Source organism: Bradyrhizobium sp. SSBR45G (assembly GCF_030159255.1).
Lineage (GTDB): Bacteria > Pseudomonadota > Alphaproteobacteria > Rhizobiales > Xanthobacteraceae > Bradyrhizobium.
In genome coordinates, this window is record NZ_BSCT01000017.1 from 51,241 (window position 1) to 68,265 (window position 17,025).

A 17,025-nucleotide genomic window follows, 5' to 3' on the forward strand; every position below is an offset into this window, starting at 1 on the left:
ATGCAGACAGAAACTCTCGTCGAACGGCTGCGTCAGCATGCAGCCCTGCGGGCCGACCGTCCTGCGCTGCGCTTCATCGAAGGCGAACGGGCTGTTGAAGAGCTGACGTTTGCGGCTCTCGATCGGCGCATTCGCGCGCTGGCCGCACATCTGCAGGCACTCGCCGGTCCGGGCGAACGCGCCGTCATCCTGCTGCCGAACAGTCTCGACTATGCCGTCGCCTTCTACGCATGTCTTTATGCCGGTGTGATCGCCGTTCCCGCCTATCCTCCGGAGACGGCGAAAGAGCGCTACAGCAGCCGGCTCGCCGGCATCCTGCACGATGCGCAGCCACGCCTCGTCCTGACCCGGACCAGTCTGTGCGAGACTGTCGCGGCCTCCCTCGGCCGGACCAGCGCGCATGTCGTGGCCGTCGACGCCATCGGTGACGAGTCCGCGGCGTCCTGGAGCGAACCGGATTTGAAGGCCGACGCGATCGCGTTTCTTCAATATACCTCGGGTTCGACGTCGCAGCCCAAGGGAGTATGCGTCACGCACGCAAATCTCGTCGCCAACGAGATTGCGATAGAGAGGGTCCTCGGCGGGACCCAGGACGATGTCTTCGTCAGCTGGCTGCCGCTCTATCACGACATGGGCCTGATGGGCGGATTGCTCAACCCGCTGTTCACCGGCTTCACCGCAGTGCTGATGTCGCCGCGCAATTTCCTCGAGCAGCCGCGCCGCTGGCTCGACGCGATCGATCGTCATGGCGGCACCTGCAGCGGTGGACCGGACTTTGCGTTCGCGCTGTGTGCTGACCGCGTTTCCGATGACGCCATCGCCCGCCTGGACCTCAGCAGATGGCGGTTCGCGTTTTCCGGATCGGAGTTCGTCCGCCGCGCGACGCTCGATCGATTTGCCGAGCGCTTCAGGCCGGCAGGCTTCGACGGCCGCGCGTTGACGCCCTGCTACGGTCTCGCCGAGGCGACGTTGCTGGTCACGGCAGGCGATCAGCGCAGCCACGCGGTCTGTCACAGGCTCGATCTGACGGAGCTGGCCAAGGGGCGCGCCGCCGATGCGCGCGAGGGCACGGACCTGATGTCGTGCGGCGTCGTCGCCGACGGTCATGCTGTGCGGATCATGAGCACGGATGCGTCGTGCGATGCCGCGTCCGGCGAGATCGGGGAGATCTGGGTCGCAGGCCCAAGTGTGGCGCAGGGCTACTGGAATAATCCCTTGGCCACGCAGCAGACGTTCGTGGAGCGGGATGGCGCGCGCTGGCTGCGGACCGGTGATCTCGGTTTCGTTCGCGACGGCGCGCTGGTCGTGACCGGACGGCTCAAGGATCTCTTGATCGTGCGCGGCCAGAACATCTATCCGTTCGACCTGGAGCAGGCGGTCGAGACGGAGGTGACGCAGGTCCGTAAGGGGCGGGTGGCTGCATTTCCGGTCGAGGTCAGCGGCCGCGAGGGCATCGGGATCGCGGCCGAGTTCAGCAGAACGGTGCTCCGTCGAACGCCTCCGGATGTGCTGATCAAGGCGATTGGCAACGCCGTCATGGGGCAGACGCAGGAGCATCCGGCCGTCATCGTCTTGCTGAATCCGCAAGCCATGCCGCTTACGACCAGCGGCAAGCTGCAGCGCTCGGCCTGCCGCGCCGGTTGGGCGCAGGGCACGCTCGACAGCTTCATGGTGTTCGAGCGAGGCCGTCAGCCGAGCGAGCCGTCGCCGGCCGCGGAGTTCGTGAGCGAAACCGAACGGCGCCTAGCGCTGATCTGGCAGCACGCGCTTGGCATCGCCGCCGCAGGCCGCGGCGACGATTTCTTCATGCTCGGCGGAAACTCGGTCGCGGCCGCGCAGGTCGTCGCGATGGTGCGCGAGCAGCTGAATGTCGCCCTCGATCTGCGCAGCTTCTTCGACGCGCCCACGCTTGACGCTCTGGCGGCTCGGGTCGATGCGGCGGGCACGGTCTCTGAAGCATTGCCGCCATTGCTGGCTGCGGTCGCCGGTACGCGGCAGTTGCTGTCGCCTGCGCAGGAGAGGCTCTGGTTTCTTTGGAGCATGGATCCGTCCAGCACGGCTTACACGATTGCCTGTCGGGTTACCTTCGAGGGAGAGCTCGATCAGGGGCGGCTGGTGCAGGCGCTGAGCGAGATCGTCGCCCGCCATGAGCCGCTGCGCACGACCTTCGCATCGCACGACGGTCAAGCGACGCAGGTGATCCATAAGGCGCAGGAATTTCTGGTCGCGATCGAGGACCTGCGTCGCTGTTCCCCCGCCGATCGCGCCGTGAGGCTCGAGGCGCGCATCAAGGAGGAGCTTGCGAAGCCGTTCGACCTCGTCAATGGACCGCTGCTGCGGGCGGTGCTGATGCCGCTCGCCAGCGAACGGAATGAACTGCTGCTGTCGGCCCATCATATCGTGGCAGACGGTCTGTCGCTGGACGTGCTGTTGGCCGAAATCTCAGCGCTCTACGACCGATTGGGGCGCAGCGAAGCAATGTTGCCGCCACCGTCCATTCAATATGCGGATTTCGCGGCATGGCAGCGCAACTGGCTCGCAAGTCCTGAGGCCGACCGGCAGCTCGCTTATTGGTGCCGAAGGCTGGGCGATACGCACCCGCCGCTGGCCTTGCCGTTCGACCGTCCGCGCCCACAGGTGCAGACCTATCGTGGCGACACGATTCATGTCGAAGTCCCGCCGGAACTGGTCTCGAAGTTGCGATCCCTGGCGCGGCAGCAGAACGTCAGCATGTTCATGCTGCTGCTCGCCACCTATCAACTGCTGCTGTTTCGCTATTCCGGACAGGCGGATCTGCGCATCGGCGTGCCGGTTGCGGGCCGTCGGCAGGCTGAGCTTGCAGCCCTGATCGGCTGCTTCGTCAACACCTTGGTGCTGCGTGCCGAGATCGCTGACGATATGAGCTTCGCCGATCTGGTGGCTCAGGCGCGCGAGGAGGTCATCACCGGCCTTGCACATCAGGATCTTCCGTTCGATCGGCTGGTCGATACGCTCAAGCCGGCCCGCTCGGGCGGCCACAATCCGCTGTTCCAGGTCAAGTTCAACTACATGACGGCGCCGCGCGGCTTCACCGCCTTGGACGGTCTGCGTGCCGACGCCCGGATCATGGACCTCGCCGGCTCGCATTTCGACCTCGCGCTCGATATCATCGACGGCGCGGCCGGCATCGACGCGAGCCTCAACTACGCGACCGACCTGTTCGACGCAGCGACGGTCGAACGGATGGCTGACCAATTCGTCGACTTCCTGCGGCAGATCGCCGACGGCGCCGAGCGCACACTGGCCGAGTTCGTCCTGGCGGCCGATGCGCGCCAAACGGTGACGCAGGACGTCCGGACCTTTCCGTCGTCCAGCATTCTCGACCTCATCGAGACCGCATCCGTCGGACGTGGTCATCAGGTCGCCCTGCGCCATGGAGCGGTGGACATCAGCGTCGCTGAACTCGGGCGATGGTCGGACCGGATCGCGCGCCGGCTGGCCGTTGGCGGCGTCGGACGCGAAGAGCCTGTCGCGCTGTGGATCGAACGGTCGCCGACCTTCGTCGCGGCGCTGCTCGGCGTGTTGAAGGCCGGAGCGGCCTATGTGCCGCTCGATCCGGCCTGGCCGGTCACCAGGGTCGATCGCATCCTCCGTGACGGCGGCATCACGTACCTCCTTGCGGCCGGCGATCAGCTGGCTGCTGCGTCGGCGCTGGATTGCCTCGTGCTCGATGCGAATAGCGACGACGATGACGGCGATGCCGTGGAGCGCTTCGCTCCGCGTGACGTCCATACGGCGCAGACGGCCTATGTCATCTACACCTCCGGATCGACCGGCGCCCCCAAGGGCGTCGCGGTCTCGCACGGCGCGCTGGCCAACTACGTGCAAGCGCTATTGTCGCGGCTGCAACCGAAGGCCGGCGCGAGCATGGCGATGGTCTCGACCGTCGCCGCGGACCTCGGTCACACCGTGCTGTTTGGCGCGCTTGCCAGCGGCGCGACGCTGAATTTGCTGTCCGCGGACGCGGCCTTCGATGCCGACGCCTTCGCACGGGCCATGCGTGAAGGCGCGGTCGATGTCCTGAAGATCGTACCGAGCCATCTGCGCGGACTTCTGCAGGCGCGGGGCACTGCCGATCTGCTTCCCCGTGACGTGCTGGTTCTCGGCGGCGAGCCGTGTGATCCGCGACTGATCGACGAGGTTCGCCGGTTGCGTCCGCAATGCCGGATCATCAATCATTACGGTCCGACCGAGACGACGGTGGGAATTGCGACCCACGAATTGACGGAGGCCTTGGGCGACGCGGCGGCTCCCATCGGCCTGCCGCTCGCAAACCTGCGCGCTTACGTGCTCGACGACGCGTTGAACGCGGTGCCGTGCGGCGTGACAGGCGAGCTCTATGTCGGCGGAGCGGGCGTCGCACGCGGCTATCGCAGCGCGCCGGGGCAGACGGCTGAGCGCTTCGTTCCCGATCCGTTTGGACCGGCGGGGGAGCGCCTCTATCGCACCGGCGACCGCGTGCGCTGCGACCGGCATGGCCGCCTCGTGTTTCTTGGCCGTTGCGACGACCAGGTCAAGCTGCGTGGCTATCGCGTCGAACCGTCCGAGATTGCGCGGGCCATCACGGCGCTGCGCAGCGTGGCCGATGCCGCGGTCGTCGCGCGGCCGATCGACGCGGATACGGAGCGTCTCGAGCTGGTGGCCTATTATGTTGCGGCGGCGGGCGCCACGCCACCGGCCGACTCGCTCCGGGAGCAACTGTCGGCGCTGCTGCCGGACTACATGGTGCCGTCGCGCTTCGTCATGATCGACCGCCTTCCGCTGACGGCGAATGGCAAGCTCGATCGCGCGGCGCTGCCTCAGCCAACCGATGGTGTCGTCGCGGCGCATGCCGATCCCGTCGGTGAGGTGGAGCAGACGATCGCCGCAGTCTGGCAGGACGTGCTCGGTCGCGAGCGGATCGGCCGCAACGACAATTTCTTCGAACTCGGCGGCGACTCCATTCTCAGCCTGCAGATCATTGCACGGCTGCGCAAGCGTGGCGTGAGGATGACGCCGAAGCAGATCTTTGCGCAGCAGACGATAGCGGCGCTGGCCGGTGTGGTTGCGACCACCTCCACACCGGCTGCTGCGCCGCTGGCAGCAGCACGCAGCGCCGTGAACGCCGGCGCTGCGGAGCTGCTGCCGATCCAATTGCGGTTCTTTGCCGAGCCGATTGCCAACCGCGATCACTTCAATCAGGCGGTGCTGCTGGTCCCGCGGGACCGCATGAGCTGGAGCGTGCTGCAGAAGGCCCTGGCGGCCATCGTCATGCATCACGAAGCGCTTCGCACGACGTATCGTCAGGTTGGAACGGAATGGCAGGCAACGCCGGCCGATGGGCTAGCGATGTCGGACCTGCTCTGGATCCGCAGCGGCGTCCGTTCGGACGATGTGGTCGCGCTGGCATCCGCGGCGCAGGCGAGCCTGTCGCTGACGTCGGGGCCCCTGATGCGCGCCGTCGGTATCGATCTGGTCGACGGCAGCCAGCGCCTGCTGATTGCGATCCATCACCTTGCCGTCGATGGCGTGTCCTGGCGAATCCTGCTCGAGGACCTCGCCGCGGCATGCGATCAGCTTTCAGGCGGCGCGGCTGCAGTCACGTTGCCGCCGCAGGGCGAGACGCCGTCATCCTGGGCGCGGCGGCTCCGCGCGCACGCGACCTCGGAACGTTTGACAGCCGAGATGCCGTTCTGGCTGGCTGCGTCAGCAGGCAGCGAGTGTCCGTGCGATGAAGATCATGGCGGGCTCGATGTCGAAGTCGATGCCGACGAGGTGGCGCTCAGCCTCGATGCCGAGCTGACGGCGCGGCTGCTGGAGACCGCGCCTGCGGCCTACCGCACCCAGATCAACGACCTGCTGCTCGCGGCGCTGGCCCGCGCGATCTGGGCCTGGAGCGGCCGCGACGACGTCGTCGTCGAGCTCGAGGGCCACGGCCGCGAGGATGTCAGTCCTGACGCCGACGTCACGCGCACGGTTGGCTGGTTCACCAGCGCGTTTCCGTTTCGTCTCCAGGGAGGCGCGGATCCCGACGCCGAGCGCATCAAGCGTGTGAAGGAGGCGCTGCGCGCTGTTCCCGATCATGGCCTCGGCTATGGCGTGCTGCGCTATCTCGGTGCTCCGGAGCACCGCCAGGCGCTGGCGCAAGCGCCGCGCCCGAAGATCGTCTTCAACTATCTCGGTCGCTTCGACGCCGATCTCGGCGGGAAGGCGGCCTACCGGATCGCCCAGGAGTCGCCGGGACCGATGCGCGCCGGCGATACGCCGCTGCTGGCGTGGCTGACCCTCACGGGAGAGGTGCGCGATGGCCAGTTGCGCTTCGCCTTCCGCTATGGCCGCCGGCGCTATCGGCGGCCGTCGATCGAGCGCCTTGCGGATCTCTATGCCGCAGCGTTGCGCGGCGTGGTCGATCATTGTCTTGCTGGCACGGGATGTCTTACGCCCTCGGACGTTCCGCTGTCGCGGCTCGATCAGGCCGCGCTCGATCGGCTCTGCACGACACGCGATGTCCGTCACGTGGAGGACATCTATCCGCTGTCGCCGATGCAGCAGGGCATGCTGTTTCACGCCATTCGTGATGGTGGCGACGATGCCTATGTCAACCAGCTCGCCATCGAACTGCGTGGCGTCACGCCGGCGCAGCTGCGGTCAGCCTGGCAGGCCGCGAGTGCGCAGCATGCGGTGCTGCGGACCGGATTTGTCTGGCAGCATGTCTCCGACGTGGCCCAGCAGATCGTGTACCGCGCGGTCGATGTCCCCGTGGTCGAGGAGGACTGGCGCAGCCGAATGGCGAATCTGGCCGATGGTGCCGATCTGGATGCGGCGCTTGCCCAGGCTGGACAGAACGAGCGCGCCCTTGGTTTCGACGTCACGCGGCCGCCGCTGCAACGGCTGCGGCTGATCCGGCTCGATGACGACAGGCTGTGGCTGATCTGGACGCACCATCATATCGTGCTCGACGGCTGGAGCTCGGCGCGACTGCTCGCCGATGTGCTGCGGCGGGTCGGCGGACATCTGCCGTCCGTCCCGCAAGGTCGCTATCGCGACTACATCGCCTGGCTTCAAACCCGCGATCAGGTCGGAGCGACCGAATTCTGGCGCCGGACGCTGGTCGACGTCACCGAGCCGACGCTGCTCGCCGATGCGTTCCGTGCCAAAGGCGCGATCGCATCGGAAGCCGGGCATGGCCGGGTTACGCTGGTTCTGGACGCTGAGCTTGCCGTGCGCCTCCGCCGGTTCGCGACGATGCAACGCGTGACGATGAATACGCTGCTGCAGGCCGCCTGGGTCCAACTGCTGCGGCATGAGTGCGGGCAGGACACGGTCTGCTTCGGCGTCGCCGTCGCCGGGCGTCCGGCCGAGCTTGCCGGCGCCGAGGACATGATCGGCCTGTTCATCAATACGTTGCCGTTGGTCGACGGACCACACCCGCAGGCCGTCGTCGGCGATTGGCTGCGCGACCTGCAGACGCGCAACCTGATCGCCCGCGACTATGAATGGATGCCGTTGCACGAGATCCAGCGCGCCGCCGGAGCCGCTGGCCGGCCATTGTTCGATAGCATCATGGTGTTCGAGAACTATCCGATCGATCGATCGTTGATCGACCGCGGCGACACCGGGCCCCGGATCGGTCGCGTCGAGCACGTGACTCCCACGAGCTATGCGATGGCCGTCGCCGTGTTCGACGGCCCCGACGGTCTGCGGCTCGACTTCAACTACGACCGGGCCCAACTGGCTGAGGCCGCAGTTCGGCTGGTCAGCGCGGCCATGCGACGGTGGCTGGACCAGATCTCGGCTGACGCCGCCGCTGCGACCGGCGACCTGCAGGCGATCACCGGTGATATGCGCGGGCGCCTGCTGCGATGGGGCATGGCAGCAGCTGACCAGATCGCGCCCGGGCGATCCTCGAACCTGGTCACGCAGATCGAGGCGCACGCGGCCAGAGCGCCCGACGCAGTCGCGATCATCAGCGGCGAGCACCGCATCAGCTATGGCGAGCTGAATGCGCGATCGAACCGGCTGGCGCAACGGCTCAGAGCGCACGGAATTGGTCCGGACGTGGTGGTCGGGCTCGCGCTGGAGCGTGGGCTGACGATGATGGTCGCGTTGCTTGCCGTGCTGAAGGCGGGCGGGGCCTATCTGCCGCTCGACCCGGACTATCCGGCCGATCGTCTCGCCCACATGCTGCAGGACAGCGATGCCAAACTGCTGCTCACGCAAGCGTCGCTGCGCGATCGGCTCGCGCCGGCACTGGCCGACGCGGCGGTGGAGGCGTGGCTGCTGGACGATGCCACGGGTCAAGGGAGCGGCCACGCCGAGGACCCCGGCATCTTCCTTCATCCGGAGAATATCGCCTACGTCATCTACACGTCGGGCTCGACCGGTGTGCCGAAGGGGGTGATAGTACGCCATGGCGCGGTGACCAACTTCCTGGCGACGATGGCACAGCGGCCGGGGATCAATGCGGCCGACCGCGTGCTCGGTCTGACCTCGCTGTCGTTTGATATCGCGGTGCTGGAGCTGTGGCTGCCGCTGGCGAATGGCGCCCGGATCGTGCTGGCCGATCGCGCCGCGGCGCATGATCCGGCGCTCTTGAGGGCGATCGTTGCCGAGCATGGCGTCACCATGATCCAGGCGACGCCGTCGAGCTGGCGCATGCTGCTCGATTTCGGCGGCACGCAAGCGTGGCTGCCGCCGCAATGTCGTGTGCTGAGCGGCGGTGAAGCGTTGGCGCCGGATCTGGCGAAGCGTCTGACGGAGCTGAGCAGCGAGGTCTGGAACCTCTACGGCCCGACCGAGACCACGGTGTGGTCCGCGCGCCGTCGGCTGGGCGCCGACGATCCGACGCCGGTGCTCGGCGAGCCGATCGCAAACACGACGTTCTACGTGCTCGATGCCAATTTCAACCTCGTGACGGCGGGCGTGGCTGGCGAGCTTTTCATAGGTGGAGAAGGACTTGCGCGCGGCTATTGGCGGCGTGCTGGGCTGAGCGCCGAGCGCTTCGTCCCGGATCCGTTCGGGGCTGCCGGTGCGCGGCTGTACCGGACGGGCGACCTCGTGCGCTGGCGCTCCGACGGCGTGCTCGATTATGTCGGCCGCGCCGATCACCAGGTGAAGATCCGCGGCCATCGGATCGAGCTGGGCGAGATCGAGGCACGGCTGCGCGCGCTGCCTGGTGTTCGCGACAGTGTCGTTGTCGCGCAGGAGGTCGACGCGGTCGCGCAACTGGTCGGCTACGTCAGTGGCGATGACGTGCTCGATGGCGCGGATCTGCGCAGCGCGCTGAAATCGGATCTGCCTGACTACATGGTGCCATCGCGGGTGGTGGTGCTGCCGACCCTGCCGCTGACGCCGAACGGCAAGATCGATCGGCGCAGCCTGCCGCAATCGTCTCGGGCCGCGAGGGCGAACGACTACGTGGCGCCCGATGGTGAGATCGAAACGACGGTGGCGCGCATCTGGACGGAGCTGCTGGGCGTCGACCGCGTGGGCCGCGGTGACCGCTTCTTTGAGATCGGTGGACATTCTCTGCTCGCCGTGCGGCTGATCAGCCGGATCTCGCAGGAGTTTGGCATCTCGATGCCGTTGTCCCAGCTGTTCGCCCATCAAGAGCTGGCGGATTTCGCGCGCGTCGTCGCGATCCGTCTGATCGAGGAGCAATTTGAGGGGCGCGAGCTCCAGGACCTGATCGAGGCGGAAGCGTGATGAGCAGACCATCAGTCAAGCCGGGCCTGCGCGATCTCGATGCCGATACGTTGCAGCGCCTGGCGCTGGCGGCCAGGGAGCGCAGTCGCAATTCCGCGACGCGCGAGGCCAATACGATCCCGATCGTCGATCGCAAGGGCAGGCTGCCGCTGTCCTATGCGCAGCAGCAGCTGTGGCTGCTGGCCGAACTCGACGGGACGAGTACGAACTACCATATCGACGCCGTGCTGAGGCTCCGCGGGCGACTGGACGTCGCCGCATGGCGTCGCAGCCTGGATCATCTGCTCGCCCGCCATGAGGCGTTGCGGACCGTCTTCGTCGCCGAGCAGGGCGAGCCGCAGGTGCGGCTGCTGCCGCCGGATACTGTGGTTCCGTTCGGGACGCACGATCTCCGTGATCGGCCGGATCGCGAGCAGCGCATGGGCGACCTGCTCGATGCCTGCAGGCGGAGGCCGTTCGATCTTGCCCGGGGACCGCTGATCCGCAGCGAGCTGTTTCGGCTTGGAGACGACGAGCATGTCGTGCTGCTCAGCCTGCACCATATCGTCTCGGACGGATGGTCGATGGGCGTGATCGTGCGCGAATTGTCCGCGCTATACGATGCGTTCGTCACCGGTGCAGCCGATCCCTTGCCGCCGCTTGCGATTCAGTATCCCGACTATGCCGCGTGGCAGCGCCAGTCGTCGGGGCAGGGCCGGCTGAAGCACCTGCTCGACTATTGGAAGGCTGCGCTGGCCGGCGTCCCGCCACTGCTGACTCTTCCGACCGATCGGCCGCGCACAGCACCCAGGTCGTTCGCCGGTGCCGCCGTGGCCGTCGAGATCGACGAGCCGCTGTCGCAGGCGGTCAGGCAACTCAGCCTGACGCTCGGCGTGACGCCGTTCGTGATCGTGCTGTCGGCCTGGGCGGTCGTGCTGTCACGGCTCGCTGGCCAGCAGGATCTCGTGATCGGTACGCCGACCGCAAACCGGATGGTGCCCCAGGTCGAGGGGCTGGTCGGGTTCTTCGCCAACATGCTGCCGCTCCGGTTTGACCTTTCGCAGGCGCCGAGCGTGACGGAGCTGATCGAACGTGTGAAGCGGACGGTTCTCGCCGCACAAGACCATCAGGATCTGCCGTTCGAGCAGATCGTCGACGCGCTCCAGCCGCCGCGGGATCCGGCATATACGCCGATTTTCCAGGTGGTGTTCGCGTGGCAGAGCAGTGACATCGACCAGCTCGCGCTGACCGGGCTCGAGGTCGAGCGCCTCGCGGCCGAGCAACGGGAGATCAAGTTCGATCTCGAGCTGGATCTCAGCGAGTCCGGCGGACGCATCTCCGGCAAGCTGAACTATGCAACCGCGCTGTTCGACGCCGACACCGTGCTGCGCATCCGCTTTTACTTGCTGGCGGCGCTGCGGGCCATGGTCACCGACATCGGCCAGCCGGTACGCCGGATCGATCTGCTTTCATTGGACGAGCGGTTACTGCTTCTGGAGGACTGGAACCGGACGGATCTGTTCACTCCCCCCGACCGCTGCGTCCAGGAGTTGATTGCCGATCAGACACGCGAGCGTCCATCCGCCATCGCAGTGGCTGATGGCGACAAACGACTGACCTATCGCGAGCTAGAGGCCGCAGCGAACCGGCTTGCGCACCATCTCATTGCGTGTGGGGCAGGTCCGGATCGCCTGGTGGCAATCTGCCAGCAGCGCGGCATCAATGCCATCGTCAGCCTGCTCGCTGTGTTCAAGGCGGGAGCCGCCTATCTGCCGCTCGATCCGCTGTATCCCGCGCAGCGGCTGCAAGAGATCATGGCCGATGCGGAGCCCGTGCTGCTGCTCGGTGACGAGGCGAGCGTCGGCGTGCTCGGTGCCGTCGCATGTGCTGTCATCGACGTGGCGCGCGATGCCGCGGCCTGGCGGGACTTGCCGGACACAGCGCCCGACATCGCCGCTCTGCGCCTGACGCCGCGCCATCTCGCCTACGTCATCTACACGTCCGGTTCCACAGGCAAGCCGAAGGGCGTGATGATCGAGCATCGCGGCCTGGTCAATCTCGCACTGGCCCAGATCGCGCTGTTCGGGACCGGGCCGCACAGTCGGATCGTGCAATTCGCCTCCCTCAGTTTCGACGCGAGCGCGTGGGAGATCGTCATGGCGCTGTGCTCCGGCGCCGAGCTGCATCTGCTCGGCAATGGCGAGCACCGCGATGCGTCGGCGCTGCTCGGCTACCTGGCCGATCACCGCATCACTCATGCAACGCTGCCCCCGGCGCTGCTGCAGGGCCGGGCGGATCTGGCGCGCCTCGCGAGCCTGGAGGTTCTCGTGCTCGCCGGCGAATTGCCGCGGGCGGATCTCTTCGAGGCGTTGCCCCAGAGCGTCGCTGTCTTCAATGCCTATGGTCCCACCGAAGCGACGGTCTGCGCCACCGCATGGCGGCGCCCCGACGGCTTTGCCGGTGCGGTCGTTCCGATTGGGCGTCCGATCGCCAATGCGCGCATCTATCTGCTCGACGATGAAGGCCTGCCGGTGCCACGCGGGGCGGTGGGTGAGATCTGGATCGGAGGAGCCGGAATTGCGCGCGGTTACCTGAACCGCATCGATCTCACGGCGGAACGTTTTGCCGCCGATCCGTTCGGTCCACGTTCCAATGGCAGAATGTACCGGACCGGCGATCTCGGGCGTTATCTTCCGGATGGGGAGATCGAGTTCCTCGGCCGCAACGATCACCAGGTCAAGCTCCGCGGCTTCCGGATCGAGCTCGGCGAGATCGAGGCCCGCTTGAGTGCGCTGCCTGATGTGCGCGATTCCGCCGTGCTGGCGCAGCGCAATGCGCAAGGGGACACGATGCTCGTCGCCTATGCCGTGCCGGCCGAGGCGCCCAGCGATGTCGCCCAATGGATCGCCGAGCTGCGGGCGCATCTGCAAGCCGGTCTCCCGGACTACATGGTGCCGTCCGCCATCGTCCATCTCGATGCGCTTCCGCTGACACCGAACGGCAAGGTCGACCGTCGCGCATTGCCGGCCCCCGATGATGATGCATTCTCGCGCCGTGCCTATGAGGCCCCGAGGGGCGAAGTCGAGCTGGCAATCGCCGCGATCTGGAGCGAGCTGCTGGGCCTGGAGCGGGTCGGGCGGAACGATCATTTCTTCGAGCTCGGCGGCCAGTCGCTGTTGATCGTCCGCTTGCTCGACCGCCTGAAGCGGCGCGGCTTCGCGACGGACGCGCAGACCGTGTTCGTGAAGCCTGTGCTCAGCGAGCTTGCGGCGAGCCTTCGCCGCGCAGATGAGGTCGAGATCCCGGCCAATCTGATTCCGATGCAAGCGACGGCGATCACGCCCGAGATGCTGCCGCTGATTGCGCTGAGCCAGCCCGAGATCGATCAAATCGTCGCTCACGTGCCCGGGGGCATCGCCAACGTGCAGGACATCTACGCACTTTCGCCGCTGCAGGAAGGCATCCTGTTTCATCATCTTCTGGCGGCCGATGACGATCCCTATGTCCTCGTCGCGCAGATGGCGTTCCCGGATCGCGATCTGCTCGATCGCTATCTCGCTGCCGTTCAGACCGTCATCGACCGGCACGATGTGTTGCGCACATCGATCGTCTGGGATGGCCTGTCCGTTCCGGCGCAAATCGTCTGGCGGCAGGCGAGCCTCGATGTCATTGAGCTCGTGCTCGACGCGGATGAGCCGGTGGATCTGCGGTTCGAGTCGGGATCGCGCCGGCTCGATCTCACCAAGGCACCACTGCTGCGGTTCGTAGTGGCCGGCGATCCCCGGCATGGCCGCGTGGTGCTGCAGGTGATGCTGCATCACATGATCGGTGATCATTCGACCTTGCAGGCGATCCACCGAGAGGTGGAGGTGATTCTGGCGGGGCAGGGACATACGCTGCCGGCTCCGACTCCATTCCGCAACCTCGTGGCGCGAACCCGCGATGCCGCCGGGCAGGAAGCGCAGCAGCGCTTCTTTCGCGCCATGCTCGGCGACATCGATGCGCCGACCGCGCCCTTCGGGCTGATGGCAATCCGCAGCGACGGCGAGGGCGTTCGCGAGGCGAAGCTCGCAATCCCGGCTTCGCTCGACAGCACGCTCCGGGCCCAGGCGCGCCGTGTCGGTGTCAGTCTCGCCAGCCTCTGCCACCTCGCATGGGGACAGGTGCTCGCGCGCAGCAGCGGACGCCGGCAGGTCGTGTTTGGCACCGTGCTGTTTGGTCGCATGCACGCCGGCACCGAGGTCGATCGCAGCCTCGGGCTGTTCATCAATACGCTGCCCGTGCGGCTCGATCTCGACAGCACCTCGGTCGAGGACAGCGTGCGCGCGGCACATGCGCGGCTCGCCGAGCTGACGACGCATGAGCACGCATCCCTGGCGATGGCGCAGCGCTGCAGCACAGTTGCTCCGCCGGCGCCGTTGTTCACCGCGATTCTGAACTATCGCCATAGTCAGAAGCAGGAGACCGACGCAGCACTTGGCAGCCCATTGCAGCGGGTCGAATGGCTCGGCGCGGAGGAGCGCACCAACTACCCGGTGATGCTGGCGGTGGATGACGATGGCGACGCGCTGCGTCTCACGGCCCAGACCGTCGCTCCGGTGACGGCGGATCGGATCTGCGCCATGATGGAGGCGTGTCTCAGCCAATTGGCGTCGGCGCTGGAAGCCAATCCGCTCATGCCGGTGCATCGCCTCGGTGTCGTTCCCGCTGATGATCTCGCATTGCTGACCGGCGTCTGGAATGCACCGGCAGCAGCTGTGGTCCCGGATTCGCTGCAGCAGCAGTTCGAGGCACAGGCCGCACATCAACCGGATGCGGTCGCGGTGGTGCATGGCGATGACAGCGTCAGCTACGGCGTCCTGAACGCGCGGGCGAACCGTCTGGCGCGGCGGCTCAGGGCACGCGGCATCGGGCCTGATGTGGTCGTCGGGATCGCGCTGGAGCGCGGGATCACGATGATGGTGGCGCTGCTCGCGGTGCTCAAGGCGGGCGGGGCGTATCTGCCGCTCGATCCCGACTATCCGGCGGAGCGTCTGTCGCACATGCTGAACGACAGCGGCGCGAAGCTGCTGCTGACGCAGGCGTCGCTGCAGGAGGAGCTCGCTCCGGCGCTGGCGCACAGCGGCGCCGAGGTCTGGCTGCTCGACGAGGTGGCGGGAGCAGGGGACGACGACGCCTCCGATCTCGACGTTGCCGTGCATGCCGAGAACCTCGCTTACGTGATCTACACCTCGGGCTCGACCGGGCTGCCCAAGGGCGTGATGGTGCGCCATGGCGCGGTGACGAACTTTTTGGCGACGATGGCCGGGCAGCCGGGCATTATCCGCGAGGATCGCGTGCTTGGATTGACGTCGCTGTCGTTCGACATCGCGGTGCTGGAGCTGTGGCTGCCGCTGACGCAGGGCGCGCAGGTGGTGCTGGCCGATCGCGCCGCGGCGCATGATCCGGCGGTGCTGAAGGCCATCGTGATGCGGCACGGCGTGACCATCATCCAGGCGACGCCGTCGAGCTGGCGCATGCTGCTCGATCATGAGGACAGCGCGAACTGGTGGCCGGCAGGCTGCCGCGTGCTGAGCGGCGGCGAGGCCTTGCCGCCGGACCTGGCGCGCCGGCTGACGGCGCTGAGCCGCGAGGTGTGGAATCTCTACGGGCCGACCGAGACCACGGTGTGGTCGGCGCGTCATCGAATCAATCCGGACGATCCGATCCCGATGGTCGGACGACCGATCGGCAACACGACGCTGCATGTGCTCGATGCCGATCTCAACCTTGCGCCGGTCGGCGTGATCGGCGAGTTGTTCATCGGCGGCGAGGGGCTTGCGCGCGGCTATTGGCGTCGTGCCGGCCTCAGCGCGGAGCGTTTCATTCCCGATCCATTTGGGACGGCCGGCGCCCGGCTGTACCGGACCGGCGATCTCGCACGCTGGCGCGGGGATGGCGTGCTCGAGCATGTCGGCCGCGCCGACCACCAGGTGAAGATCCGCGGCCACCGCATCGAGCTCGGCGAGATCGAGGCGCGGCTGCGGGCCGAGGCGGGCGTGCGCGACAGCGTCGTGGTGGCGCAGGAGCTCGGCGGCAGCCGGCAACTGGTCGGCTATGTCAGCGGCGATGCGGCGCTCAATGGAAAGGCGTTGCGCGCGGCGCTGATATCAGCGCTGCCAGACTACATGGTGCCGTCACGGGTGATGGTGCTGCCGCGCCTGCCGCTGACGCCGAACGGCAAGATCGACCGCAAGGCGCTGCCGTTGCCGGACGCGCGTCCCGAGAAGACGCAGCGGGTCGCGCCGCGCAATCCGACCGAGGCCGCGCTGGCCGCGATCTGGGCGGAACTGCTGCGGCACGACAAGGTCGGCGTCACCGACAATTTCTTCGAGCTCGGTGGTGACTCCTTGATCGCGGTTCAACTCGTCGGTCGGATCAAGCGCGATCTCGCACGTGATCTGCCGCTGAAGCGGCTGTTCGAGCTGACGACGGTCGAGACAATGGCATCTGCCCTGGCGGCGGAAGCGCATATGGACACGCGTAGCGACGACATCGCCGCGATGTTCGATCTGCTGAAGGAAGTCGAGTTCGCCAATGAATGATCAATCCGGACTTCAAAATCAGCAGCTCAGCGAGATCTCCCGGCGCCTGGCGAGGCTCGATCCCGAGAAGCAGCATGTGTTTCTGACACAGCTGACTGCGAAGGGCATCGATCTGTCGATCCTGCCGATCACGCGGCAGAACCTGGAGCGCGCGCCGCTGTCGTCCGCTCAGTCCCGTCTCTGGTTCCTGTGGCGCATGGATCCTGGCAGTTCGGCCTACAACATGCCGATCTCGATCCGCCTGCGTGGCAGGCTCGATGTCGATGCTTTGCAGCGTGCTCTGGACGCATTGGTCGCCCGCCATGCTGCGCTCCGCACGGTGTTTCAGCAGCAAAACGGCGAGCCCGAGCAGATTGTGCGTTCGCCGCAGCCTGTCGAGCTGCACCGGATCATCTTTGGCGGCGACGATCGCGAGCTGCAGGCCGCACGGGTGCGGCGCGAGCAGACGGCATTGCCGTTCGATCTCGAAGCCGGCCCGCTGCTGCGTGCGGCGCTGCTGGCGCTGGGCGAGCAGGACCACATTCTGACCGTCACGCTGCACCACATCGTGGCCGATGGCTGGTCGCTGCAGGTGCTGACCGATGAATTCTGGCAGCTCTATCAGTCCGAAGCGACCGGCGAGGCGGCATCACTGCCGGCGCTTGATATCGACTATACCGATTTCGCTGCTCGGCAGCAGCTGTGGATCGGCTCCCTGGAGGGGGAGCGGCAGCTGAGCTATTGGACTGCCCGCCTTCAA

At 66.8% G+C, this 17,025-nt stretch carries 3 protein-coding genes (1 of these 3 only partly in view); all 3 read left to right on the forward strand.

Translation table 11 applies throughout. The features are described from left to right. Tightly spaced (each overlapping or abutting the next), the 3 genes in view from QQL87_RS19980 to QQL87_RS19990 form a layout consistent with a single transcriptional unit that may run on beyond the window. Positions 1-9,723, forward strand: coding sequence for a non-ribosomal peptide synthetase (locus QQL87_RS19980; RefSeq protein ID WP_284420439.1), 9,723 nt, complete (start codon positions 1-3; stop codon positions 9,721-9,723). Then, on the forward strand, positions 9,723-16,286 hold the full coding sequence (locus tag QQL87_RS19985) for a non-ribosomal peptide synthetase (RefSeq protein WP_284420438.1): 6,564 nt from the start codon (positions 9,723-9,725) through the stop codon (positions 16,284-16,286). Before QQL87_RS19980 ends, QQL87_RS19985 begins: the two co-directional genes overlap by 1 nt. After that, a protein-coding gene (locus QQL87_RS19990; protein ID WP_284420437.1) for a non-ribosomal peptide synthase/polyketide synthase crosses the window boundary here: on the forward strand, positions 16,279-17,025 show its beginning. Its footprint extends 15,645 nt past the window's final position; 747 of the gene's 16,392 nt are visible here — the first part of the coding sequence; the start codon lies at positions 16,279-16,281; the stop codon falls past the right edge of the window. Before QQL87_RS19985 ends, QQL87_RS19990 begins: the two co-directional genes overlap by 8 nt.

Excerpts from the sequence above, each read along its gene's own strand:
- QQL87_RS19980 (WP_284420439.1), top strand. The coding sequence starts at position 1 with ATGCAGACAGAAACTCTCGTCGAACGGCTGCGTCAGCATGCAGCCCTG.
- QQL87_RS19985 (WP_284420438.1), top strand. The coding sequence starts at position 9,723 with ATGAGCAGACCATCAGTCAAGCCGGGCCTGCGCGATCTCGATGCCGAT.